Raw genomic sequence first — 24,251 nt, forward strand, 5'->3', positions numbered from 1 at the left:
CGCACGTCTACCCGAATGGACGACACATCAACCCTGCCGGAAGTTTGCCCGGCAGGGTAAGCGCAAGAACGACGCCCGTCCAGCCACGCGACCCTTCCGGTACGCCTGTTCGCCGGAGATGTCCGGAACGCCGGCCGTGCGCCGGCGTTCCGGAAGCCCGTCAGGACTTGAGGCCGGCGACCAGCTCGTAGGACCGGACGCGGTCCGCGTGGCCGTGGACCATCGTCGTGATCATCAGCTCGTCGGCGTCCGTGTCGTCGAGGAGCTGCTGGAGTCCCTTGTGGACCGTCTCCGGCGAGCCGATGATGCTCGAGCCGAAGCGGTCGGCGAGGAACGCGCGGTCCATCTCGGTGTACGGGTACTCCGCCGCCTCCTCGGGCGTCGGCATGGCGATCGGGCGGCCGCGGCGCAGGCTCAGGAACGTCAAGCCGGACGGCCCGGCCAGGAACTGGGCGCGCTCGTCGGTCTCGGCGGCGACCACGGACGTCCCGAGCATCACGTACGGCTCGTCGAGCGCACCGGGCCGGAAGTTGTCGCGGTAGAGCTGCACCGCCGGGATCGTGTTCTCCGCGGCGAAGTGGTGCGCGAAGGAGAACGGCAGCCCGAGCCGCCCGGCGAGCTGCGCGCTGAAGCCGCTCGAACCCAGCAGCCAGACCGGCGGCTGGTTGCCCTCGGCGACGGCGGCGTTGACCCCGCGGGCCTCCGAGTGGGTGAAGTAGCCGATCAGCTCCTGCAGGTGCTCCGGGAAGTTCTCCGCCGACAGCCCGCCCGGCCCGCGCAGCGCGAGCGCCGTCCGCTGGTCGGTGCCCGGCGCGCGGCCGATGCCCAGGTCGATGCGGCCCGGGTGGAACGCCTCCAGGGTGCCGAACTGCTCGGCGACGACCAGCGGCGCGTGGTTGGGCAGCATGACCCCGCCGGAGCCGACGCGGATGCGCTCGGTCGCGTCGGCGACGTGCCCGATCAGCACCGCCGTCGCCGAGCTGGCGATGCCGGGCATGTTGTGGTGCTCGGCCAGCCAGTAGCGGTTGAAGCCCAGCCGCTCGGTGGCGCGGGCGAGGTCGAGGGTGTTGCGCAACGTCTCCCCGATGCTGATCCCCTCGGACACCGGGGACAGATCGAGCACGGACAGCGGCACATCAGGCAGTGAGCTCACAACCGGGGTCAACGCCCCGGTGTCCCGATAACTTCCCGCAACGCCGCCGGATCACCGCCGCTCCACGCCACGACGCCGTCCGGACGCACGAGAAGCGCGTCCGACATCGCCTCCGCGCAGGTGGCTGTGACGATCTTCACGCGCGATCCGGCGGCTTCCCGCAGGTCGGCGCGGTCCGCGAAGTCGAATAGTACGGTCCGGGCGGCCCGCATGATCTCCGCCACCCGAGTGGCCTCGCCGTCGACGGTCAGCGCCAGATCGGGGACGTACGGCAGGTCGTCGGCGTCGCGCAGCAGCCCGGCGAGGTGCCGCGTCGGCTCCTCGAACGCGGCCAGCTCGCCGAAGAGCGTCCGCAGCGCGTCGCCGTCCTCGCCGGTCAGCCGTTCGAGCAGGGCCTGGACGCGGGTTTGGGTCAACGTCCGCGCGGCCACCGGACGGCGTTCGGAACCGTAGCTGTCGAGCAGGCCGTCACCGGCCTCACCGCGGACGACGGCGGCGAGCTTCCAGCCGAGGTTGACCGCGTCCAGCAGCCCGACGTTCAGCGACGAGCCGCCGGCCGGGAAGAGGTGCGCGGCGTCGCCGGCCAGCAGGAATCGGCCGGCCCGGTAGTGCTCGGCGAGCCGGGCCGAGCTGACCGTCCGCGACAGCCACAGCGGCTCGCCCAGCGGCAGGTCGGCGCCGAGTACCCGCCGGACGCTCTCGCGGAACTCGTCGAACGTCGGCTCGCCGGCCGGTTCCGGCGTCACCTCCCGGACGCCGGCGATCACCACGCCCGGCGTCAGCGACGTCACCAGCACCCGCCCGCCCGGCCGGCGGTTCCAGCCCCGGCGCAGGCCGTGAGCCGTGGTGAAGAGGTCGAACGGCCGGTCCGTCCGGAAGTGCCCGAACCGCAGCAGCTCGTCGTCGGTCGTGCCGGGGAACCCGATGCCGGCCAGCTCGCGGACGCGGCTGTGCGCGCCGTCGCAGCCGACGACGTACTGCGCGTCCAGCCGGTACTCGCCGTCCGGGCCGCGAACGGTGTGGAGGTCCACGAGTTCGTGCCCACGCCGGATCTCGACGCCGAGTTCGGTGGCGCGTTCGGCGAGCAGCGCCTCCATCCGGGGTTGTTGCAGCATCAGCCCACGCAGCGGCGGGCTGCCGAGTTTCGTGAAGTCCAGCGGCACCGGCCCGAATGGGAACCCGGGGAACGGCCCGGCGAACGCCGCTTCGGCTGCGAATCTCTCGAACAGCCCTCGATGGTCGAGCTGCTCGACGATCCGGCCGCCGAGGCCGTTCGCGCGCGGCCGCTCGTCCGGGACGGTCCGCCGGTCGAGGACCAAGGCCGCGACCCCGCCGAGCCGCAGCTCCGCCGCCAGCATCAGGCCCACCGGGCCCGCTCCGATCACTGCGACATCCATCATGGCCTCCTCTGTCAGTTTGAACTGACGTCCGATGTCAGGCTAGACTGACATGCCATGGAGGCGGAAGAGCTTTCGGGCCGGGTTTCCGAAACCGACCCCGCGGTCGCGCTGCGGGCCGTCGGCGCGCTGCACCGGCTGGCCGAGCAGGTCGAGACGGCGGCGGTCGCGCACGCCCGGGACCGCGGCTGGTCGTGGGAGCAGATCGGCGACGCCCTGGGCGTGGCCCGGCAGTCGGTGCACACGAAGCACGGGAAGTGAGGGCCGGATGATCGCCAAGAGCCCGTTCGCCTCGGTCGTCGCGGAGGCCCTCGAAGAGTCCCGCCGCCGCGGCGACCGCCGGCTCGGCACCGAACACCTGCTGCTCGGCCTGCTCCACAACGCCGGCTGCGCGCAGGCCCTCGGCGTCGACCTGGCCGCGGCCCACGCCGCCCTCGACCGCCTGGACCGCGAAGCCCTGACGGCCCTGGGCATCGACGTCGAAGGCCTCCGCCCGGCACCCGCCCCCCGGCGACGCGCGAAGCTGACGCCGGGAGCGCTGACGTCGAACGCCCGGGCGGTGGTCAACGAGGCGATCCGCGGCGTGCCGCGGCGCCGGGATCCGGTGGAGCTGCTGCGGGCGCTGTTGTCGGTGACCCCGCCGGATCCGGCCGCGGACCTGTTCGCCGCGCTCGGCGTCGACCAGCGGGAAGTCCGGCGCCGATTGTGAAATCCGCCTTTTCCCTCTGAGTCATGTCCGACCGGATACCGTGTGGCGCACCGGAACCGCAAAGGAGGACGGGTGCCGCGTCCGGAGCGACCGCTGGATCCCGGGGACGACCTGCTCACCGACTTCGCCGCCGATCTCCGGCGATTGCGCGAGAGCGCCGGGAATCCCACCTACCGCGAGCTCGGCCGGCGCGCGCACTACTCGGCCGGCACGCTCTCCGAGGCCGCCGGCGGGCGGAAACTCCCCAGCCTGGCCGTGACTCTGGCCTACGTCCGCGCCTGCGGTGGCACCCCCGGCGACTGGGAAAAGCGCTGGCACGAGGTCGCGGACGACCGGAGCGGCGCCGATGCACCGGCCGAGCCGGAAGCCGGGGAATCGCCGCCGTACGTCGGCCTGGCCGCGTTCGGCGCCGCCGACGCGAGCCGGTTCTTCGGCCGGGAACGGCTGGTCGAAAAGCTCACGACGCGCCTTTCGAGACAGCGTTTTCTCGCCGTCCTCGGCGCGTCCGGCTCGGGCAAGTCCTCGCTGCTGCGCGCCGGTCTCCTCCCCGCCGTCCGCGGCCGCCTCGTGCTGCTCACCCCGGGCGCCCGGCCGCTGCAGGAGTGCGCGGTCGAGTTCGCCGCCGCGCTCGGGGTCGCACCCGGCGCGTTGCTCGACGACTTCACCGCCCACCCGCGCAACCTCGGCCTCGCCGCCCGGCAGCTCGTCCGCGAGGAAGACGAAGACGTCGTCCTGGTCGTCGACCAGTTCGAAGAGGTCTTCACGCTCTGCCAGGACGCCGGCGAGCGCGCCGCGTTCCTCGCCGCGCTGGTCACCGCGACCACCGAACCCGGCAGCCGGACCCGCGTCGTGCTCGGCATCCGCACCGACTTCTACACCCACTGCGCGCGCCACGCGGACCTCGCCGAAGCCATGCAGGACGCACAGGTCCTCCTCGGCCCGATGACGACCGAAGAGCTGCGGCAGGCGATCTCGCGCCCCGCCGTCGACGCCGGCTACCGCGTCGAGAACGCGCTCGTCTCGCGGCTGGTCGCGGACGCCACCGGCCAGCCCGGCGTGCTGCCACTGCTCTCGCACGCGCTGCTCGAAACGTGGCGACGCCGTCGCGGCACGACTCTCACCCTGGCCGGTTACGAGTCCACCGGCGGCATCGAGCGGGCCGTCGCGCAGACGTCCGAAGGCACGTTCGCCACGCTCTCCGCGCGCCAGCAACGCTTGGCGCGGCAGATCTTCCTCCGGATGACCGCGCTCGGCGAGGGCACCGAGGACACCAAGCGCCGGCTCAGCCGCGACGAGCTCGACACCGAGGACGACGACACCGCCGTCGTCCTCGCCGAACTGGCCGCGGCCCGGCTGGTCACCCTCGACGACACCGGCATCGACATCGCGCACGAGGCCCTCATCCGCGGCTGGCCGCGGCTGCGCGAGTGGCTCACCGAAGACCGCGAAGGCCTGCGCGTGCACCGGCAGCTCACCGAGGCGACCGACGCCTGGGAGTCGGTCGAGCGCGACCCCGGCTGGCTCTACCGCGGCACCCGGCTCGCGATCGCGCGGGAGTGGGCCGCGCGCCAGGACTCCGTGCTGTCCCAGCGGGAACGGCGGTTCCTCGACGCCAGCCTCGCCGTCGAGCACGCCGAGCAGCAGCGGGAACGCCGTCGCACGCGGCGGTTGCGTCAGCTGGTCGCGCTCCTGGCCGTGCTGCTGGTCTTCGCCGTCGGCGCGACGGCCTACGCGGTGCGCGCCGAGTCCACCGCCACCGGCCAGCGCAACAGCGCGCTCGCGCAGAAGGTCGCCGGCCAAGCGCTGGCCATGCGCGCCACCAACCCCGCGCTCGCCGCGCAGCTCGCGCTCGCCGCGTACCGCCTCGACCCGGCCGCCGACGCGCGCGGCGCCGTCCTCGGCGTGTTCGCGACGCCGTATTCGACGCGGCTCACCGGGCACACCGGCCGGATCAACACCGTCGCCCTGCGGCCGGACGGGCAGGTGCTGGCCACCGCGAGCTGGGACGGCACGGCCCGGCTGTGGGACGTCCGCGACCCGCACCACCCGGCGCCGCTCGCCAGGCTGAGCGGACACACCGGCAACGTCAACAACGTCGCCTTCGCCGCCGACGGCCGGACCGTCGCCACCGCGGGCTTCGACGGGACCGTCCGGGTCTGGGACGTCACCGACCCGCACCGGCCCGGGCCCGGCGTCGTCGTGGAACGCCACGAGGGCAAGGCGTACGCGGTCGCGTTCAGCCCGGCCGGCCCGCTGCTGGCCACCGGCGACGTCGACGGCACGCTCCGGCTGTACGACACGGCGAGCCGCAAGCAGGTGGGGGAGCTGACCGGGCACACGTCGTACGTCAACAACCTGGCCTTCAGCGCCGACGGCCGGCTGCTCGCCTCGGCGTCGGCGGACGAGACGGCGCGGCTCTGGGACGTCGCCGGCCGCCGCGCGCTCGGCGTCGCGACCGGGCACACCGACGTCGTGCACTCGGTGGCCTTCAGCCCCGACGGTCACACGCTCGCGACGGCGAGCGCCGACCAGAGCGCGCGGCTGTGGGACGTCACGGACCCGGCGCGGCCGGCGCAGCTTTCGGCGCTCCTCGCGCACAAGGCGATCGTGCGGTCGGTCGCGTTCACCCCCGACGGGCGCACCCTCGCGACCACCGGGTTCGACCGCACGGCGCGGCTGTGGGACGTCGCCGACCCGCGGCGGCCGCGCGAGCCGGCGCCGCTGCCGGGGCACACCGGCGCCGTCGGCTCGGCGGTGTTCAGCCGGGACGGCAGAACTCTGGCCACGGCCAGCGACGACCAGACCGCCCGGCTCTGGGACCTGCCGGGGCCCGCCGTCCCCGCGCACACGGACAAGGCGTGCGACGTGGACTTCGGCCCCGGCGGCCTGCTCGTCACCGGCGGCTACGACAAGACGGTGCGGCTGCGCGACCTGGGCACGGTGCGCCCGCTGGCCACGATCGACGGCTTCGGCGACGCGGTCTGCGGCGTCGCGATCAGCCCCGACGGCCGGACGCTGGCCACCGGCAGCTGGGACCACACGATGACGTTGCGGGACATCACCGACCCGGCGAAACCCGGGCCGCCGGTGGTGTTCTCGCGGCCGGGCGACGACATCGACGCGGTCGCGTTCAGCCCGGACGGCCGGCTCCTGGCCACCGCGGGCGAAGGGCACACGGCGCGGCTCTGGGACCTCGCCGACCGCGCGCACCCGGTCGAGATCGCCCGGCTGGAAGGCCACGCCGACGACGTCCACACCCTCGCGTTCAGCCCCGACGGCCGGACGCTGGCCACCGCGGGCTGGGACCACACGGCGCGGCTGTGGGACGTCTCGGCGCCGCGCGCGCCGAAGCCGCTCGCGAAGCTCGAAGGGCACACGGACACGATCTTCTCGATCGCCTTCAGCCCCGACGGCAAGCGCGTCGCCACGGCGAGCGCCGACCGCACGGTCCGGCTGTGGGACGTCGCCCCCGCGCGCCCGGCGGCGGTGCTGACCGGGCACACCGACATCGTCATGGCGGTGTCGTTCAGCGGCGACGGCCACACGCTCGCCTCCGGCGGCTACGACCGCACGATCCGGTTGTGGGACGTCGGCACGGCGGCGCCGCGCGCGGTCCTGCCCGAGGAACGCGACCGCGTCTACGCCGTGCGGTACGCCCCGGACGGTCACACGCTCGCCGGAGCCGTCGCGGACGGCACGGTCCGGGTGCAGGAAACGGATCCCGATCGCGCGGCCGAGCGGATCTGCGCGATCGCGGCCCCACGCATCACACAGGACGAGTGGACGGCGAGCCTGCCGGGCCTGGACTACGCGCCACCCTGTCCTTGACCCGCGCTGCCCTTGAACGGCGCAACGACGTTGTTCGGCGTTGTTGTTCGGTAGCCGATCGCGGACACCGAACAACCCGGATCGACTAGACATGCCCTCGGACGGACGCGTCCCACGAACGTTTCGCTCACCGGGGGTCTGAAGGGCTCCTTCAAGGGCACGGGAAGTTGCCTCCCGCCCCTCGAAGGAGCCCTTCAGCTTTCCCGGGCTCGGCTCAGCCCGCCGGGATCCCGTGTGGGAGCGAGTCACGCCCCGGATCACGCGAGTTCCGCCTGTGATCACGCGAGTTCCGGCCCGGATCACGTGGGTTCCGGCTCGGATCACGTGGGTTCCGGCTCGGATCACGTGGGTTCCGGCTCGGATCACGTGGGTTCCGGCTCGGATCACGTGGGTTCCGGCTCGGATCACGTGGGTTCCGGCTCGGATCACGTGGGTTCCGGCTCGGATCACGTGGGTTCCGGCCCGGATCACGTGAGTTCCGGCCCGGATCACGTGGGTTCCGCTTCAGGCCACGCGAGCCATTCCCGCCCTCGCCGTGTCCGCTCGGGCAAGACCTCGCCGCTCCCCGGGAGCGCCAGACCGAGCGGCTCAGCCCGCCGGGATCCAGTCGGGGTTCGAGGCCAGCACGGTCAGCTGCTGCGTCGCGCGGGTCAGCGCCACGTACAGCACCCGGCGTCCGGTCGTCGACTCCGTGACCAGGTCGATCGGCTCGACCAGGACCACCGCGTCGTACTCCAGGCCCTTCGAATCCAGGCTGCCCACGACCTTCAGCCGCTCGTCCGCCTGGTCCGCCAGCCAGCCCGCGACCTCCGGGACGCGGTCCATCGCCGTGATCACGCCGACCGTGCCCTCGACCGCGCCGAGCAGCTCCTTCACCGCGGCCTGGGTCGCCGACGCGAGGCCGGCCGGCTCGACCGGGCGGACGTCCGGTTCGACGCCCGTCTTGCGGACCGCCACCGGCAGCTCGCCCGCTTCCGCGTGGCCGGTCACCACCTTGGCCGCCAGGTCGAAGATCTCGGCCGAGTTCCGGTAGTTCGTGCGCAGCGTGAACCGCCGCCGGGTCGTCTTGACCCCGAACGCCTGGTCGCGGGCCTGTGCCGCCTCCGCCGGGTCCGGCCATGAGCTCTGCACCGGGTCGCCGACGACCGTCCAGCTCGCGTACTTCCCGCGCCGCCCGACCATCCGCCACTGCATCGGCGACAGGTCCTGCGACTCGTCGACGACCACGTGCGAGTACTCGTCGTAGTGCTCCGGCCGGGTGGTGCCGCCTCCGCCGCGCTCGACCTCGCCCTCGACCACCTGACGGCGCTTGCGCTTCGGCGGCGGCCCGAGCAGCACCCGCAGCTCGTCGAGCAGCGCGACGTCCGCGATCGACCAGCCCCGCGAGCGGTCCGCGAGGTCCACGGCCAGCAGCGAGATCTCCGGCCGGTTCAGCACGCCCTTCGCCGCCGCCGCCAGCCGCTTCTCCTCGCCCAGCCACTTCAGGATCTGCGCCGGGTACAGCACCGGCCACCACACGACCAGGAAGCGGTGGAACTCGATCCGCTCGCCGAGGTCGGAGACCAGGTCGGCCCGCTCGAACGGCTTGCCGTCGGCCTTCGCGTACCCCTCGGCCTTCGTCGCCAGCGCGTCCAGCAGCATCTCCGCCGCCCGGATCCGCGACCGGTTGGGCGGCGCGCCCTGCGTGTGGGCCTTGCGGCGCACCTTCTCCAGCTCGCGCGCGTCCAGCTTGAGGACCTCGCCGCGGTAGACGATCCGCATCTCCTCCGGCGCGTCCGGCGGTGTGTCGCGCAGCGCGCGCAGCAGCACCCGCCGCATCCGCAGCGAGCCCTTGATCGCGGCCAGCGGCGCCGCGTCCTGCCGCGTCGCCTCCAGGCCGTCGAGGACCTCGCCGAGCGCGCGGAGCTCGACGTTCGTCTCACCCATCGAGGGGAGGACGCGCGAGATGTAGCTGGTGAACACCCCGGACGGCCCGATCACGAGCACGCCGGCCCCGCCGAGCTGACGGCGGTGGCGGTAGAGCAGGTAGGCGGCGCGGTGCAGGGCGACGGCGGTCTTGCCGGTGCCCGGCCCGCCGGTGATCTCCGTGACGCCGCGCCACGGCGCCCGGATGACCTCGTCCTGCTCCTTCTGGATGGTCGCGACGATGTCGCGCATCTTCTCGCCGCGCGAGCGCCCCAGCGCGGCCATCAGCGCGCCCTCGCCGACGATCTGCATGTCCTCGGGCACGGCGTCGGCCATCAGCACGTCGTCGTCGACGTCCAGCACGTTCTGCCCGGAGCAGCGGATCACCCGCCGGCGCACGACGTCCATCGGCTCTTCGGCGGTGGCCTGGTAGAACGCCGCCGCGGCCGGGGCGCGCCAGTCCGTGACGAGGTTGTCGAACTCCGCGTCGCGGATGCCGAGCCGGCCGACGTAGACGCGTTCGTCGTCCTCGCGCAGGTCGAGCCGGCCGAAGACCAGGCCCTCGTACTCGGCGTCGAGCGACTGCAGCGTCTGGTTGGCGTGGTACACCATCATGTCGCGCTCGAACAGCATCGACGCCTGCTCGAAGATCGCCTCGCGCTGCGCGCCCTGGCCGAGCTCGTAGCCCTTGGTGCGCATCGCCTCGGCCTGGGTCCGCAGTTCGTCCAGACGGGTGTAGACGTGATCGACGTGGGCTTGTTCGATGGCGATCTCGGCCCGTCTGACCCGAGGTTCCGACACGCATGGCTCCTTGACAGCTCTGGATCGCCTCCGAGGGCGAAGAACGACTCTACGCGTTGCGTCCGGCGGGTTCACCAATGTCCCGGCCATCCGTGCTCCGTGTCATCCCCGCACAATCAGGGGGTGACCAGGATCGTGGCCGGAACGGCGGGCGGACGGCGGCTGAAGGTGCCCCCGAAGGGCACCCGGCCGACGTCGGAACGCGTGCGGGAGGCCCTGTTCAACGCCCTCGGGACGGCCGGCGAGCTGGACGGCGCGCACGTGCTCGACCTCTACGCGGGCTCCGGCGCGCTCGGCCTGGAGGCGCTGTCCCGCGGCGCCGCCGGCGCGCTGTTCGTCGAGTCCGACCGGCGCGCCGTCGACGTCCTGCGCGGCAACGTCGCGACGGTGGGCCTGGGCGGCACGGTCCGCGCGGGCCAGGTCGAGGCGGTGGTCGCCGCGCCGGCGCCGCGGGCCTACGACCTGGTGCTCGCCGACCCGCCCTACGCCGTGGACGCCGCGGCCCTCGGCAAGGTCCTCGCGGCGCTGGCCGAGGGCGGCTGGCTCGGCGAGAGCGCGCTGGTCGTGATCGAACGCGCCGCGCGTGACGGCGAGCCGGACTGGCCGGCCGGCTTCGAGCCCTCGCGCGCGAAGAAGTACGGCGACACCGCGGTGTATTGGGCGGAATTCGCGGCTGTGGTGTGAACCACCCCGCGTGGAGCGCGCGGGCACGGTAGCGTCCGCGCCATGCGGCGTGCGGTCTGTCCCGGTTCCTACGATCCGGCCACCAACGGGCACCTCGACATCATCGAGCGGGCGAGCAGGCTGTTCGACGAGGTCGTCGTCGCGGTGGGGGTGAACAAGAGCAAGAAGGGCCTCTTCGAACTCGGAGAGCGCCTGGAGATGCTGCGCGAGATCACCTCGAAGCTGCCGAACGTGCGGATCGACTCGTGGGAAGGCCTGCTGGTCGACTACTGCCGCGACAACGACATCGCGGCGATCGCCAAGGGCCTGCGCTCGGTCAGCGACTTCGACTACGAGCTGCAGATGGCGCAGATGAACCGCGAGCTCACCGGCGTCGAGACGCTGCTGATGGCGAACAACCCGGCGTACGGGTTCGTGTCGAGCTCGCTGGTCAAGGAGGTCGCGGCCCTCGGCGGCGACATCGAGCACCTGGTGCCCGAGATCGTCTACGAGCGGCTGTCGGCGAAGTTCCCCGCGCTCGGCCGCTGACGCTCCACAAGAGAGCCCCGCGCGTCCGGTTCCCCTCGATCGGCCCCCTACGAACGTCGGGACTTCGGGCCGGCAGCGGCGGAGTTCACATTCCCGTCTTCTGACGATCACTCGATCGGGTTACGGTCCGAAAATGACCAACTCCCGATCTCGCCTGGTCGCGGTTGTCTTCGCGCTCCTGGCCACGCTGTTCACCGGGGTCACCGCCGCCGAAGCGGTCACCAGCGCACCCGCCGTCGCGGCGCAGAACCAGTGCGGCAACCTCGCCGGGTTCACGCACAAGGCGCTCTCGTCGCTGCCCGCCGAGGCCACGACGACCTACAACCTCATCAAGAAGGGCGGGCCGTTCCCCTACCCGCAGAACGACGGCGTCGTGTTCGACAACCGGGAGGGCATCCTGCCGTCCTGCGCGACGAGCTACTACCACGAGTACACGGTGCCGACCCCGGGCGCGAGCAACCGCGGCACGCGCCGCATCGTGACCGGCAGCGGCGGCGAGTACTTCTACACCGGCGACCACTACGCCACCTTCCAGGTCGTCGACATCGGCGGTGGCGGCACGCCGTCGCAGTGCGGCAACCTGTCCGGCCTGGCGAAGATCGGCTACTCGCAGCTCTCGGCGGCGGCGAAGACCGTGGTGGACAACGTCCGCGGCGGCGCGTCCACCGGCACGACCTACGAGAACCGCGAAGGTGTGCTCCCGGCCTGCGCGGCGGGCTACTACAAGCTCTTCGCCGTCGGCACGAACGACCGCGTGATCTCCGGCAAGGCCGGCGAGCTGGCCTACACCCCCGACCGCTACGTCACCTTCAAGGCCGTCGACCTGAACTCCTGAACGCGGTGACTCCCTCGTCCGTGGCCATTCGGGACACGGACGGGGGAGACCCGGCGCGACCCACGACCAGCTCGTCAAGGTGATCACCGATCCGGCGTTCACCCGGTCGTGGGACGCGGACACGCCCGGCGCCGTGCGCCTTCACCGCTTCGGCGCCGGATGAGGGCAGACTGGTCCTAGCGACAGGGGATTGGAGTTGCCGTGTACCGGGTTTTCGAGGCGCTCGACGAGCTCGTCACCATCGTCGAGGAGGCGCGCGGCGTCCCGATGACGTCCAGCTGCGTGGTGCCCCGCGGCGACGTCCTCGAACTCCTGGACGACGTCCGCGACGCACTGCCGGCGGAGGTCGACGACGCCCAGGACGTGCTGGACAAGCGCGACGACCTGATCCACGCCGCCCGCAAGGAGGCGGGCGAGACGGTCGCGGGGGCGAACTCCGAGGCCGAGCGCGCGATCGCCGAGGCCACCGACGAGGCCGAGCGCATCCTGGCCGACGCCCGGGCGCGGGCGGAGCAGATGCTCGCCGACGCCCACGACCAGGCCGACCGCACGGTCGCGGCGGGCCAGGCCGAGTACCAGAACCTCACCGACCGCTCCCGCGGCGAGTCGGAGCGGATGATCCAGGCCGGCCGCGACGCCTACGACCGCGCCATCGAAGACGGCCGTCTCGAGCAGTCCCGGCTGGTCGCGCAGACGGAGGTCGTCCAGGCGGCGCACGCCGAATCGGCCCGCATCGTCGACGAGGCGCACGCGGAAGCGGATCGCCAGCGCGGCGACTGCGACGCGTACGTCGACGGCAAGCTGGCGGAGTTCTCGGAGCTGCTGGCGACGACGCTGCGCACCGTCGACTCGGGCCGCAACCACCTGCGTTCCCCGGCGAACCTGCCCAACAGCGGCGGCCGCCCGACGCTCTACGACTATCAGGTGTGACGAGCCTCTCGGCCGCTTGGTGACGCGCGTGGGTGCCAGCTCGAACGGGCCGGCACCCCGTGCGTACTCTGGACTGGATGTCCGAGAACAAGACCCCCCAGCTCGATGGCCGCAGCCCGTGGGTGATCGACACCCGTGAGCTCGGCCGTCACGCCGGTCTCAGCCGCGCTCTGCAGCGCAGCGTGCCGGTGGAGACGCCCCTGGGCGTCCCCGATGTCATCACCATCGACGCCGGCTCCGAGCTCCGGCTCGACCTGCTGCTCGAGTCCGTCGTCGAAGGTGTGCTCGTCAGCGGCACCGCGACGGCGACCGCGAAGGGCAACTGCGCGCGCTGCCTCGACCCGCTCGTCGAGGAGGTCGAGGTCGAGGTCCAGGAGCTGTTCGCCTACCCGGGGTCGGTCACCGAGGAGACCACCGACGAGGACGAGATCCCGCGGCTGGTCGACGACCGCATCGACCTCGAGCCGACCGTCCGCGACGCCGTCGTCCTGGCGCTGCCCTTGGCGCCGCTGTGCACCGAAGACTGCGCCGGGCTCTGCATCGGCTGCGGCGTCAAGTGGGCCGATCTCGAGCCCGGACACGGGCATGAGAAGATAGACCCTCGGTGGGCCGCACTGGTCGAGCGCTTCGACGAGAATGCGGGCGAAAAGCCTGCGCAGGACCCCGCTGAGCAAGAGCAAGCCTGACGAGCGTCCAGCTCGTCGGTGAGGAAAGTTCGCTCGCACCGCGAGCAGACCGTCTTAAGGAGATCTACTCGTGGCCGTCCCGAAGCGGAAGATGTCGCGATCCAACACGCGCGCCCGCCGCAGCCAGTGGAAGGCGGCTCCGGTTCAGCTGGTGCCCTGCTCCAACCGCGCCTGCAAGCAGCCGAAGCTCCAGCACATCGCGTGCCCGTCGTGCGGCCAGCACAACGGCCGCCAGGTCGTCGAGCCCGCCTGATCGGGTAGCCGATATGGGGGGCAAGACGCCCGGGGGACCACCAGCCGATTCGGCGGCGTTGCTCGAAGCGCTCGGGGTCACACTCGGCCCCGAGCTACTCGTTCTGTCGCTGACCCACCGTTCGTACGCGTACGAAAACGGGGGCCTGCCGCCGAACGAGCGGCTGGAGTTCCTCGGTGACGCCGTGCTCGGCCTGGTCGTCACCGATCACCTGTACAACACACACCCCGACCTGCCCGAAGGTCAGCTCGCAAAACTCCGTGCCAGCGTCGTCAACATGCACGCGCTGGCCCGGGTCGCGCGCGGGCTGGGCGAGGGCGGGCTCGGGGCGCACCTGTTGCTGGGCAAGGGCGAAGAGCTCACCGGCGGCCGGGACAAGGCGAGCATCCTCGCCGACGGCTTGGAGGCGGTGATCGGTGCCGTCTACCTCGCGCACGGCATCGAGATCGCCCGCAAGCTCGTGCACCACCTCTTCGACGGGCTGCTCGCCGAAGCTCCGCTGCGCGGTGCCGGTCTCGACTGGAAGACCAGCCTGCAGGAGCTGACGGCGTCGGCCGGTCTCGGTGTGCCCGAGTACCGCGTCGAGGACACGGGCCCGGACCACCGCAAGGAGTTCACGGCCACCGTCCTCATCGGCGGCCGTCCCCTCGGCACGGGTTCGGGTTCGACGAAGAAGGAAGCCGAGCAGAAGGCCGCCGAGACGGCTTGGCGCTCGCTGTCGGCCGAGCTCGAGGCCGAGAAGAAGGACACCGGGGACGCCTGAAGCTCGCGTTCCCCTGATCCGCCTGTAGCCCAGAGGCGTTCGTGGTCATCCGCCACGAATCCTCCGGGAGACAGGCGGATTTCTTTTGCCTCGGCCCCGCCCCCGCGACTGCCCCTGCGAAAAGTGTCGTACCCCCCGGGCACAATGGCGTCATGCCCGAACTTCCCGAGGTCGAAGTCGTCCGCGTGGGCCTGCAAGCGCACGTCGCCGGCCGGACGGTGCGCGAGGCCGAGGTCCTGCACCCGCGGGCGATCCGCCGGCACGTGCCGGGTGCGGACGACTTCACCCGGCGGCTCAAGGGCGTCCGCGTCGAAGCCGCGCGGCGGCGGGGCAAGTACCTGTGGCTGGAGCTGTCCGACAAGGAAGCCGTCGTCGCCCACCTCGGGATGAGCGGGCAGATGCTCGTCCAGCCCGAAGACGCGCCGGACGAGAAGCACCTGCGCGTCCGGCTGCGCTTCGACGACGACGGTCCGGAGCTGCGTTTCGTCGACCAGCGCACGTTCGGCGGCCTGGTGCTCGACGACCTGACCGACATCGGCGAGCGCGTGCTGCTGCCCGGCACGATCGCGCACATCGCGCGCGACCCGATGGACCCGGCGTTCGACCTCGACACGGCCGTCAAGGCGTTGCGGTCCCGCCGCACCGAGATCAAGCGCGCCTTGCTGGACCAGACCCTGGTTTCGGGCATCGGCAACATCTACGCCGACGAAGCCTTGTGGCGCGCGAAGCTGCACTGGGCGCGGCCGACGGAGAAGCTCACCGTCGCGAAGTGCCGCGAGCTGCTGTCCGCGGCGTCGGACGTGATGAACGCGGCCCTGGGCCAGGGCGGCACCTCGTTCGACGCGCTGTACGTCAACGTCAACGGGCAGTCGGGTTACTTCGACCGTTCGCTCGACGCGTACGGCCAGGAGGGCCTGCCGTGCCACCGCTGCGGCTCGCCGATCCGGCGGGAGCCGTTCATGAACCGGTCGTCGTTCTCGTGCCCGCGGTGCCAGCCCCGGCCGAGGGCGAACTCGCGTTGATAAAAGGTGTTCGCCTTTCAGCTAGGATGAATACGCCTGGTAGCTGAGGGAGTGCAACGTGGTCAAGGAGCCCGGCAAGTCGACGCTGGCCGACAAGGTCGACCAGCTGTTCCACGTGGTCCGCAGGGCCGATCGGGAGCCGTACAGCAACGAGGAGGTCGCGACGGCTTGCCGCGAGGCCACGGGCGAGAGCTTCTCGACGACGTACCTGTGGCAGCTGCGCACCGGCCGGCGCACCAACCCGACCAAACGCCACCTGGAAGCCCTGGCCCAGTTCTTCGGAGTCCCCCCGGCCTACTTCTTCGACGACGAGCAGAGCCGCAAGATAGCCGACGAGCTGGCCCTACTGGGCGCCCTACGCGACGCGGGCGTCCGCGACCTGGCCCTGCGAGCGGTGACACTGTCAGCGGACGGCCTGGACACGATCAGCGACATGATCGACGCAATAGCCCGCAGAGAAGCAAGCCGCGGCCCGAAGAAGGACAGCTAGCCCACCGCGCGACCACACTTCGACGTCGCGACGGAAGCACCCCAAGCGTCACGTGGGGAACAAGCCGCCGGGCACACTTCGGGTGCGGTGCTGCGTCGCTGCCTTGAACAGCGACCTCCAGGCGTCGCGACGGCGTCGCAACCTGGGCGGCCCAGGAGAACCACTACGTCACTTCTCGGGCCGCATGGGTATACGTCGGGCCCTTGTGTCGGTGATCTGACGCGGCGCCAACTCGGCCGCGGACCACTCAGGGCCTCACGGGGGAGAGCCACTGCGTTTTCGTTCAAGGCTGCGTGGTCACCCGTCGGCGGGGTTGCGTCGGTGATCTGGCGCGGCGTCAGTTCGACCGCGGGCCGCTTGAGGCGTCGTGAGGGAGAGCCGATGCGTCATCGTTCGGGGCCGCGTCGGGCGTTGTGTCGGGGACCTGGCGCGGTGTCGACTCGGCCGCGGGGTACTTGAGGTGTCGCGGGGGAGAGCCAATGTCTCATCGCTTGGGGCTGCGTGGGTGCACACCAGGTGTTGTGTCGGGGAGCTGGCGCGGTGTCAGTTCGGCCGCGGACCATTCGAGGCGTTGCGCGGGAGTGTCACTGCGTCATTGCTTGGGGCCGCGCGCACTGCGGGCGTCGTGTCGGGGACCTGGCGCGGCGTCGACTCGGCGGCGGACTGCTCGAGGCGTCGCGAGGGAGAGCCAACGCGTCGTCGTTCGGAGCCGCGCGGGCACACTTCGGGCCTCGCGGTGAGGTGAGAACTGACGTGGTTGCCCCGAGGCGCCCGTTGGCGCGGTAGGTTCGCGGGGTCGGCATGGCGGTGCGGACGAAAACCGGATTCCGGAGCGGGCTCGCGCCATCGCCTGCCGTGACGAATCCGGCCGTGGCGGCGTGGTGCGAGGAGGGCTGACGTGGCGGAACGACCATCGCGGCTCTCCGCGCGGCGACCGGGCCGCGCGTTGTGGCGGCGGGCCCGTGAGGTCGCCGACGCCGTCAGCCTGCCGGAACCGTTCGATGCCGAGGCGTTCGTCGGCGGCCTGGCCGCCGTGCGCGGGCGCCCGATCGAGCTGATGCCGGTCAGCGCCCCCGAAGGCGCGCCGTGCGGGCTGCTGATGAGCACCGAACGCGCCGACTACATCCTCTACCCGACCAACACGACCGCCCTGCACCGGCGGCACATCCTGCTGCACGAGGTCGGGCACCTGCTGTGCGGGCACACGGGTTCCGGCGCCGGCGCCGACGGCGCGGCCATCGACGCCGCCGCGGGCCGGCAGCTGATGCCGAACCTCTCGCCCGAGCTGGTCCGGCGGGTCCTGGGCCGCACCACCTACACCGAGGTCGAGGAGCGCGAGGCCGAACTGGTCGCGACGTTGCTCGCCCAGCGCGTCGTGCGGCCCGAAGAGCCGCGCGAGCCGGCGGCCGACGTCCCGGACGGCGTCCGACGCTTCGATTCGCTGTTCGGCCCCCGCCGTACGCCGTGATCGAGACGCTGGCCTATCACCTGTGCCTGGTGGGATTCGCCGGGTTCGGGTACAAGCTCGTCGAGGCGCGGCGCAGCCAGCCGGTGCGCACCATGTGGTTCCTCGCCGGGTTCGGCATCTGCATCGCCGCCGGGATCGTTGTGCTGACCCCGGCGATGGAGGCCCTCGTCGGCCAGGGCCCGGTGTTCGACTGGGTCGCGCCACTGGCGGGTGACGAGCTGAAGTTCGCCGCGATCGGCTTCGCGGTCGCCTTCAGCCAGTCGGTGTGGCGCGGCGAAGGCGCCCGGCTCGCCCCGCACGCGCTGTTCACCGGCGCGGCGATGGTGCTGCTCGCGGTGTGTTACGCGCTGTCCGGGCCGGAACGCGACGGTGACGACATGGTCGTTTCCCGAGCCGTTCTGCCGTTCGCGCTCGCCAACCAGGGCGTGTTCCTGGCCTACGGCCTGATCAGCCTCGGCCTGCTGATCACGGTGTTCGTCCGCAGCGCGTGGCACGCGGAGCCGGGCCCGCTGCGCGCCGGGCTCTGGCTGCTGGTGGTCGGGGTGGGCGCCGCGTTCGCCTGGACGTTCTGGGACGTCGACGACGTCCGCCAGCTGCTCCGGACCGCGAGGATCGGCGCCCGCGAGGACGTGCTGTCCTCGGTCCTCGCGGCGACGACGGTCAGCTTCCTCACCGCCGGCGCGACGCTGAGCGCTTGGTCTCCGGCGGTGTCATCGGTGCTAGGGCGGGTGCGCGCGTACCGGGCGTACCGCCGCATCGAGCCACTGTGGACGGCCTTGCACGCGGCAGTCCCGGGCATCGCGCTCAACCCGGGCCACGAGCTGACGAGCGGCCCCGAGTTCGCGCTGTACCGCAGGGTCATCGAAATCCGCGACGGCCACCTGGCCCTACGCGCCCACTTCGACCCACAGCTCCCAGCCCGCGCGGAAGAGGAAGCCCGCCGCGCGGGAGTCCCCGAAGCCGACCTGGCGGCAACGGTGGAAGCGGTCACCCTGGCCGCGGCGATCGAGGCAGAGCGCAAAGGCCACAAGTTCGCCCCGTCCGACGAGGAGCCGAAGCACATCGCCGACGCGGACGCAGACGTCCAAGCCGAGGCAGCCTGGCTGGTCCGGGTGAGCCGCGCCTGGCGCCGCAACGCGCTGCTGAACGAGGTCCGGACAGCAGCCCTCAGCTGACCCGCTGCCTGTAGCCCGCCGGCTCCGGTCGCGGGTTCCGACCGAACCCGCTTCGGGTCGCGGCACTCAGCTGACTCCGCCTCGTGTCGCCCAGTGGCCCGAGTTGCCGGTTCCAGCCGAACTCGGTTCGGACAGCGGCACTCAGCTGTCCCGCTGCCTGTAGCCCGCCGGTTTCGGTAGCTGGTTCCGACCGGACCACGTTCGGGTCGAGGTGCTCAGCTGACCCGCCGCGTGTCGCCCGCCGGTTCCAGCCGCTGGCTCCACCTGAACCCGCTTCAAGCTGCGGTACTCGGCTGGCCCGCTGCCCGTCGCTCACCAGCTGTAGTCGCCGGTTCCAGCCGAACGAGGTTCAGGCCGCGGTGCTCAGCTGTCCCGCTGCCTGTTGCCAGCCAGCTTCGTGCGCCGGTTCCGGCCGAACCCGGTCCGAGCCGCAGCACTCAGCTGACCTGCCGCTCGTCGGCTCCAGCCACGCCAGCTCCCGCCGAACCGGTCCGGACCGCGCCGCTCAGCCGACCCGCCTCCTGTCGGCTCCCGCCACGTCGGCCTCCGCTGAACCAGGTTCGGTCAGCCGCGCTCAACTGACCCCACCACGCGCGGTGTCGACTCGGTCTCAGCTACGGGTGCCGCCGAACGAGGTTCGGGCTGCCGCGCGCTCGGCCGCCCGCCCGCGGGTGTCGGCTTCGGCCCTGGTTATGGGGTGCTGCCGAACCCAACTCCGAACCGCGGCGTTCACGTGCCCTGCTCCAGCCGCGCCTGCCGCCGAGCCAGAATAGCCGCCAGGACTCATGGGTAGCGGGCGCCGTTCACCGTGACCCGCAGCGTGTACAGCGAGCTCGACGCGGTGATGAACAGTTCGTTCCTCCTCTCGCCGCCGAACGTGAAGTTCGAGCAGACCTCCGGCATCCGGAGCTTGCCGATGCGGGTGCCGTCCGGGGCGAAGCAGTGCAGGCCGTCGTGCGCCGCCGCCCAGACGTTGCCCTCGCTGTCGACCCGTACGCCGTCGAAGCCGCCGCTGTCGCAGGTTCCGAAGATGTCGCCGCCGGTCAGCGTGCCGTCGGTGCGGACGTCGAACACCCTGATGTGACTGGGTTCCTGGCGCGTGTCGGCGATGTACAGCAGTGACTCGTCGGCCGAGAAGGCGAGCCCGTTCGGCCGGGAGAAGTCGTCGGCGACGATGCGCACCTCGCCGTCCGCCGGGTCTACGCGGTACACGTGGCACGCGCCGATCTCGCTCTCCGCGCGGTAGCCCTCGTAGTCGCTGTCGATGCCGTAACTCGGGTCGGTGAACCAGATCGAGCCGTCGGAGTGCTCGACGACGTCGTTGGGGCTGTTCAGTTTCTTCCCCTGAAAGTGTGACGCGAGCACGGTGACCGACCCGTCGTGGTCGGTGCGTGTCACCCGCCGGGGACCTTGCTCGCAGCTGATCAGCCTGCCTTGCCGGTCGACCGTGTGCCCGTTCGCGTAGCCCGACGGCTGCCGGAAGACGCCGACCTGGCCCGTTGTCTCGTCCCAGCGCAGCGTGCGGTCGTTCGGGATGTCGCTGAACACCAGGTAGCGCCCGGCCGGGAAGTACGCCGGTCCCTCGGTCCAGCGGCAGCCGGTGTGCAGGCGCTGCATCCACTCGTCGCCGTTGACGCGGGTGAACCGCTCATCGAGCACCTGGAAGTCCGCCTTGACCAGATCCATCTTTCACCTCCCGGGTCCGAATGTCATCCTGCTTCGATCATGGTACACCGAACCTGGTATGGTCAAGAGGTGGATGACGTGGATCGGAAATTGCTGGCGGAACTCCAGCGGGACGCGGCTCAGGTGTACACCGCGCTCGGCCGCGCGGTCGGGCTCTCGGCCGGCGCGGCCCACGAGCGCGTGCGCAAGCTGCGCGAACAGGGCGTGATCCGGCGGACCACCGTGGAGGTCGACCCGGCCACCGTCGGCCGCGGGGTCGCGGCGTTCGTCCTCGTCGAAGCCAACGCCTGGATGGGGGACAGCTCGGTGAAGACCGCGCTCGAAGCGCTGCCCGAGGTCATCGAGGCGCACGTCGTCGCGGGTCCGGCGTCGCTGCTGGTGAAGGTGCGGACGGCGTCGACCGAGGAGCTGCAGGCGGCGCTGCAGCGGCTGTTCACGATCGACGGCGTCACCGGGACGCAGACGATCGTCGTGCTGGAGTCCTTCTTCGAGCGGCCGGTCGACCCCGGTTGACCTCGCGGCACCCCTCCGCCGTGCACACTACTGCGCAATGCATGGTACCTTCCTAAGCGTACGACTGGAGGGTGCAGTGGAGATCAGTCAGCTGCTCAAGGGTGTGCTCGACCTCGCCGTCCTCGCGGTGCTCCGCGAAGACGACGGTTACGGGTACGACGTCCTGCGAAGACTCAGGGCGTCGGGCCTCGAAGAGGTGGGGGACGCGTCGGTGTACGGGACGTTGCGCAGGCTCTACAAGGCCGGCCTGCTCACCTCGTACGTGGTGCCCAGTGAAGAGGGGCCGCACCGCAAGTACTACAGCCTGAACGAGCCGGGCCGGCTCCGCCTGGCGGAGTCGGGCAAGACCTGGCACAGCTTCGCTTCGACGATGAACGTGCTTTTGGGAGAGGCAGCATGAGCGACAAGCCGACCGCCGTGCGGGTGTATCTGGCGCGGGTCCGGACCGCGCTCGCCGACCTGCCCGCGAGCGAGATCGAAGAAATCCTCGAAGACGTCCGCCCGCACCTGACGGAACTGGAAGCCGAGCTGGGGCAGGGCGCGCGCGTCGAGGCCCTCATCGAACGGCTCGGCACTCCCGAGAGCTACGCGGCCGAACTGCGGGCGTCCGGCGGTTATCCGCCGGCCGCGGAGGGGGCGACGACCGTGCTGACCGCGGCGCCGGCGTCACCGAGCCGGGTGAAGCCGCGGATCGCGTTGTGGGGGCTCATCCTCTGCGCGGTGGCGCTCGCCCTGCTGGCCTTCGGCGCCGCCGTCAGCGTCAATCCCGACGTCCTCGCCGGCCTGCTGGTGGTGGCCCCGGTGTTCCTGATCAGCCTGGTACTGCTGCTGCGTGGCGGCGTCGAACCGGTGCTGGCACTGCCGGAGCTCGCCTGGCTGCGCGGCTCGCTGACGAAGGTGCGCGAGCAGGAGGACGGCGGGAAGTTCCTGGGTTACCTCGGTTCGCTCAAGCCGGCGTGGTGGGTGCTGTGCGCCCTCGCGCTGCTCGCCTTCGGGGTGCTGCTCATGCTGCGCGACCGGGACGCGGTGCTGCTCCTGCCGTTCCTGCTCCTCGCGGGCGTCGCGATCGTGTGGGCCGGGCCGCGGGTGCGGGCCGACCGGCGGCTGCTGTGGGTGGCCGTGCCGGTGTCGGCGTTCGTCATCGGCGGGTCACTGGGCGGGTTCGGTGCCGCGGTCGACCTCATCTCGAACCGCAACGCCTACCAGAGCGCGTCGTCGTACTACCCGTCGTCGTCCGACCAGTACGGCAACGACCAGCTGTCCTACGGCGGTCAGTCGATCGGCAACGTCTACGCCTTCGACGCCGAGGGCAAGCCGCTGACCGAGGTCTACCTCTACGACGAGGAGGGCCGGCCGATCACGCTGACCCGCTACGCCTGTGAACGCTCGTCCGGCACCAAGGAGAAGATCGGGTCGGACAACCGGTTCCCGCGGCCGCGGATCCAGCAGGGCGTCACCGACGACCAGGGCAACTTCGACGGCTACAACGGTTACCGCTCCGCCTGCCGCGAAGACCCGAACGTGCCGTTCAGCGCGGCGATCCCGAAGGTGACGACGCCACCCACGGCGTCGCCTACGACGCCACCTTCACCCAGTGCTCCTTCGTCGACGTCGACGCCCACGGTGGCACCCACGACGACGCCGACGAGGTAGGGGGGAACGGACGCCAGGAGCGGAGGTCGGGGCCGCTCCTGGCGTTCACCCGATCCGAACCTGCCCGAAACGTGCCGCGAACGCCGGCGTGGTGATCTGGGTGGGTGCCGGCACTCACGGGGATCGGGGCGGACACCTTCGCCCCACGGATACGGGTGGTCCACGGGTACGAACGCGCCTACCGGATGGCCGGGCGCGGGCCTGCCCTGCTGTTCCTGCACGGCATCGGCGACGACTCGTCGACCTGGCTGGACCTGCTGGCGTCGCTGTCCGGCGACTACACGGTGATCGCGCCTGACCTGCTCGGCCACGGCGCGTCGGCCAAGCCGCGCGCGGACTACTCGGTCGCCGCCTACGCGTGCGGCATGCGGGACCTGCTGACGACTTTGGACGTCGACCGCGTGACGGTGGTCGGGCACTCGCTCGGCGGCGGTGTCGCGATGCAGTTCGCGTACCAGTTCCCGGAGCGCTGCGAACGCCTGGTGCTGGTGGGCTCGGGCGGGGTCGGCGCAAGCGTCCACCCGCTGCTGCGCCTGGCGGCGGCGCCCGGCGCGGGGCTGGTGATGCCGTTGCTGGGGACCAAACCGGCGCTGGCCGCGATGCGCGGGTTCGCCGAGCTGCTGCGGATCTCCGAAGGACTCGGGCTCGGCCCGGACCTCGACTACGTGCTGACGCGCTACGTCCGCCTGCTCCAGCCGAGCAGCCGCACGGCGTTCCTGCGGACGCTCCGCTCGGTCGTCGACTGGCGCGGCCAGGTCGTCAACATGCTCGACCGGTGCTACCTGACCGAGGGCATCCCGACGCTGCTGGTGTGGGGCACGGACGACGTCGTCGTGCCGAGCGGCCACGCGCTGCGCGCCCACCAGGCGATGCCGGGCAGCAAGCTGGTGCTGTTCGAGGGCGCCGGGCACTTCCCACACCGCTCCGACCCGAAGCGGTTCCTGGAGATCCTGCGCGAGTTCCTGACGACGACCCCGGCGGCGCACCACGACCGCTCCCGCTGGGGTGACCTGCTGCGCTCGGGCCGCCCGGCGGACCTGCCGAACCCGGAGGACGCTCCCGGCACCCCGACGGTCTCGTCGGGCACCTGAGCAGCCCCCGTTTCCACGCTACCGGCGGGCACCGACGGTTCCGGGTGGTCGCGGTCGAGTCCTGGCGGTTTGGCGACGTTTGCGTCCGGAAGTCACCGTTGGCGCGAGCCCGCGGCCTGGACCGGAAGTCGCTAAGCGAGCGTGCACGATCTGCGGACCGCGGAGCTGATGGGCGCACCGCTGGCGCGCGTGTCGCCGCTGAGGTCCGGAAGTCGCCGTTGGTGCGAGACCGCCGCCTGGGACTGGAAGTCGCTGGGCGAGTGCGCACGACCCTCGGGGCGTGGAGCTGACGGCTGCGCCAGTGGCGCGCATGCCGCCGCCTGGGGTTGGAAGTCGCCGTTGGCGCGATCTCGCGACTTGCGGCCGGAGTCGCTGGGCGAGTGCGCACGACCGCGGCTGCGGAGCTGATGGGTGCGCCGCCGGGGGCCGGAATCCACCGTTGGCGCGAGCCCGCCGACGCGCTCGGCGGCCGTTCAAGCGGGGTGCGAACGGTCGAACGCGGCACCGGTCGGGGCCGGCGTGCTGGTGGGGGACGGGTGAGCTGATCGAGCACCCCCTGAATTCCCACGTTACCGGCGGGCACCGACAGTTCCGCGCGGAAGCGGCCCCGGGGACGCGCCGAAGGCCGCCTGCCGAGGGAACGCCGAAGGCCACCTCGATCGGGGACACACCGAAGGCCAC

The 24,251-nt window shown here is 71.8% G+C and carries 22 protein-coding genes; 18 read left to right on the forward strand and 4 right to left on the reverse strand.

From position 1 onward, the window contains the following. Window positions 1-160 precede the first annotated feature (160 nt). Entirely contained in the window at window positions 161-1,135 is a 975-nt protein-coding gene (locus tag MUY22_RS22035) for an LLM class flavin-dependent oxidoreductase (protein ID WP_247062145.1), read from the reverse strand. Window positions 1,136-1,161: 26 nt separating this feature from the next. Continuing rightward, on the reverse strand, window positions 1,162-2,550 hold the full coding sequence (locus MUY22_RS22040) for an FAD-dependent monooxygenase (protein WP_247062146.1): 1,389 nt from the start codon (window positions 2,548-2,550) through the stop codon (window positions 1,162-1,164). Between the two features lie 57 nt (window positions 2,551-2,607). Here MUY22_RS22040 and MUY22_RS22045 point away from each other — a divergent pair, with 57 nt between their 5' ends. The 3 genes from MUY22_RS22045 to MUY22_RS22055 all read left to right on the forward strand — a co-directional run bounded on the left by MUY22_RS22045 (window position 2,608) and on the right by MUY22_RS22055 (window position 7,087). Beyond that, on the forward strand, window positions 2,608-2,811 hold the full coding sequence (locus MUY22_RS22045; RefSeq protein WP_247062147.1) for a hypothetical protein: 204 nt from the start codon (window positions 2,608-2,610) through the stop codon (window positions 2,809-2,811). A gap of 7 nt (window positions 2,812-2,818) precedes the next feature. Beyond that, the gene (locus tag MUY22_RS22050; protein WP_247062148.1) at window positions 2,819-3,259 is read left to right on the forward strand and encodes a Clp protease N-terminal domain-containing protein; all 441 of its coding nucleotides are present in this window, start codon (window positions 2,819-2,821) and stop codon (window positions 3,257-3,259) included. 93 nt (window positions 3,260-3,352) lie between these two features. Continuing rightward, the gene (locus MUY22_RS22055; protein WP_247064041.1) at window positions 3,353-7,087 is read left to right on the forward strand and encodes a hypothetical protein; all 3,735 of its coding nucleotides are present in this window, start codon (window positions 3,353-3,355) and stop codon (window positions 7,085-7,087) included. 588 nt (window positions 7,088-7,675) lie between these two features. Here the strand turns inward: MUY22_RS22055 and MUY22_RS22060 are convergent. After that, the gene (locus MUY22_RS22060) at window positions 7,676-9,793 is read right to left on the reverse strand and encodes an AAA family ATPase (RefSeq protein ID WP_247062149.1); all 2,118 of its coding nucleotides are present in this window, start codon (window positions 9,791-9,793) and stop codon (window positions 7,676-7,678) included. 123 nt (window positions 9,794-9,916) lie between these two features. On the opposite strand from MUY22_RS22060, the gene rsmD reads away from it, so the two are divergent. From rsmD to MUY22_RS22115, 11 genes are all read left to right on the forward strand, one after another. Then, window positions 9,917-10,477, forward strand: coding sequence for a 16S rRNA (guanine(966)-N(2))-methyltransferase RsmD (rsmD, locus tag MUY22_RS22065; RefSeq protein ID WP_247062150.1), 561 nt, complete (start codon window positions 9,917-9,919; stop codon window positions 10,475-10,477). A gap of 42 nt (window positions 10,478-10,519) precedes the next feature. Continuing rightward, a complete protein-coding gene (gene coaD / locus MUY22_RS22070; RefSeq protein WP_247062151.1) occupies window positions 10,520-11,005 on the forward strand; it encodes a pantetheine-phosphate adenylyltransferase in 486 nt (161 codons plus the stop codon). 133 nt (window positions 11,006-11,138) lie between these two features. Continuing rightward, window positions 11,139-11,840: a ribonuclease domain-containing protein gene (locus tag MUY22_RS22075; RefSeq protein ID WP_247062152.1), complete on the forward strand. Its 702-nt coding sequence runs from the start codon at window positions 11,139-11,141 to the stop codon at window positions 11,838-11,840. Between the two features lie 201 nt (window positions 11,841-12,041). Continuing rightward, window positions 12,042-12,770 (forward strand): DivIVA domain-containing protein, encoded by a 729-nt coding sequence (locus tag MUY22_RS22080; protein WP_247062153.1) that lies wholly within the window; start codon window positions 12,042-12,044, stop codon window positions 12,768-12,770. A 77-nt stretch (window positions 12,771-12,847) separates the two neighbouring features. Beyond that, window positions 12,848-13,456: a DUF177 domain-containing protein gene (locus MUY22_RS22085; protein ID WP_247062155.1), complete on the forward strand. Its 609-nt coding sequence runs from the start codon at window positions 12,848-12,850 to the stop codon at window positions 13,454-13,456. A gap of 70 nt (window positions 13,457-13,526) precedes the next feature. Beyond that, window positions 13,527-13,709 carry a 50S ribosomal protein L32 gene (gene rpmF, locus MUY22_RS22090; protein WP_247062158.1) on the forward strand — a complete coding sequence of 61 codons (183 nt, stop codon included), beginning with the start codon at window positions 13,527-13,529 and terminating at the stop codon, window positions 13,707-13,709. 13 nt (window positions 13,710-13,722) lie between these two features. Then, on the forward strand, window positions 13,723-14,472 hold the full coding sequence (rnc, locus tag MUY22_RS22095; RefSeq protein WP_247062160.1) for a ribonuclease III: 750 nt from the start codon (window positions 13,723-13,725) through the stop codon (window positions 14,470-14,472). A 152-nt stretch (window positions 14,473-14,624) separates the two neighbouring features. Then, complete coding sequence (gene mutM, locus MUY22_RS22100; RefSeq protein WP_247062162.1) at window positions 14,625-15,494, forward strand: bifunctional DNA-formamidopyrimidine glycosylase/DNA-(apurinic or apyrimidinic site) lyase; 870 nt, start codon at window positions 14,625-14,627, stop codon at window positions 15,492-15,494. A gap of 58 nt (window positions 15,495-15,552) precedes the next feature. Continuing rightward, on the forward strand, window positions 15,553-15,984 hold the full coding sequence (locus MUY22_RS22105) for a helix-turn-helix domain-containing protein (RefSeq protein WP_247062163.1): 432 nt from the start codon (window positions 15,553-15,555) through the stop codon (window positions 15,982-15,984). A 946-nt stretch (window positions 15,985-16,930) separates the two neighbouring features. Then, complete coding sequence (locus MUY22_RS22110) at window positions 16,931-17,452, forward strand: hypothetical protein (RefSeq protein ID WP_247064043.1); 522 nt, start codon at window positions 16,931-16,933, stop codon at window positions 17,450-17,452. After that, window positions 17,449-18,627 (forward strand): MAB_1171c family putative transporter, encoded by a 1,179-nt coding sequence (locus tag MUY22_RS22115; RefSeq protein WP_247062164.1) that lies wholly within the window; start codon window positions 17,449-17,451, stop codon window positions 18,625-18,627. Before MUY22_RS22110 ends, MUY22_RS22115 begins: the two co-directional genes overlap by 4 nt. Window positions 18,628-19,410: 783 nt before the next feature. On the opposite strand, the gene MUY22_RS22120 is transcribed toward MUY22_RS22115, so the two are convergent. Beyond that, on the reverse strand, window positions 19,411-20,313 hold the full coding sequence (locus MUY22_RS22120; RefSeq protein WP_247062165.1) for an SMP-30/gluconolactonase/LRE family protein: 903 nt from the start codon (window positions 20,311-20,313) through the stop codon (window positions 19,411-19,413). 78 nt (window positions 20,314-20,391) lie between these two features. Here MUY22_RS22120 and MUY22_RS22125 point away from each other — a divergent pair, with 78 nt between their 5' ends. From MUY22_RS22125 to MUY22_RS22140, 4 genes are all read left to right on the forward strand, one after another. Further along, the gene (locus tag MUY22_RS22125; protein WP_247062166.1) at window positions 20,392-20,826 is read left to right on the forward strand and encodes an Lrp/AsnC family transcriptional regulator; all 435 of its coding nucleotides are present in this window, start codon (window positions 20,392-20,394) and stop codon (window positions 20,824-20,826) included. A 76-nt stretch (window positions 20,827-20,902) separates the two neighbouring features. Next, window positions 20,903-21,226, forward strand: a complete 324-nt coding sequence (locus MUY22_RS22130) for a PadR family transcriptional regulator (RefSeq protein ID WP_247062167.1) — start codon at window positions 20,903-20,905, stop codon at window positions 21,224-21,226. Continuing rightward, window positions 21,223-22,479: a DUF1700 domain-containing protein gene (locus MUY22_RS22135; RefSeq protein WP_247062168.1), complete on the forward strand. Its 1,257-nt coding sequence runs from the start codon at window positions 21,223-21,225 to the stop codon at window positions 22,477-22,479. Before MUY22_RS22130 ends, MUY22_RS22135 begins: the two co-directional genes overlap by 4 nt. Before the next feature lie 185 nt (window positions 22,480-22,664). Continuing rightward, a complete protein-coding gene (locus MUY22_RS22140; RefSeq protein WP_371827679.1) occupies window positions 22,665-23,570 on the forward strand; it encodes an alpha/beta fold hydrolase in 906 nt (301 codons plus the stop codon). The last annotated feature ends 681 nt before the right edge of the window (window positions 23,571-24,251 follow it).

Source organism: Amycolatopsis sp. WQ 127309, from assembly GCF_023023025.1.
Classification (GTDB): Bacteria; Actinomycetota; Actinomycetes; order Mycobacteriales; family Pseudonocardiaceae; genus Amycolatopsis.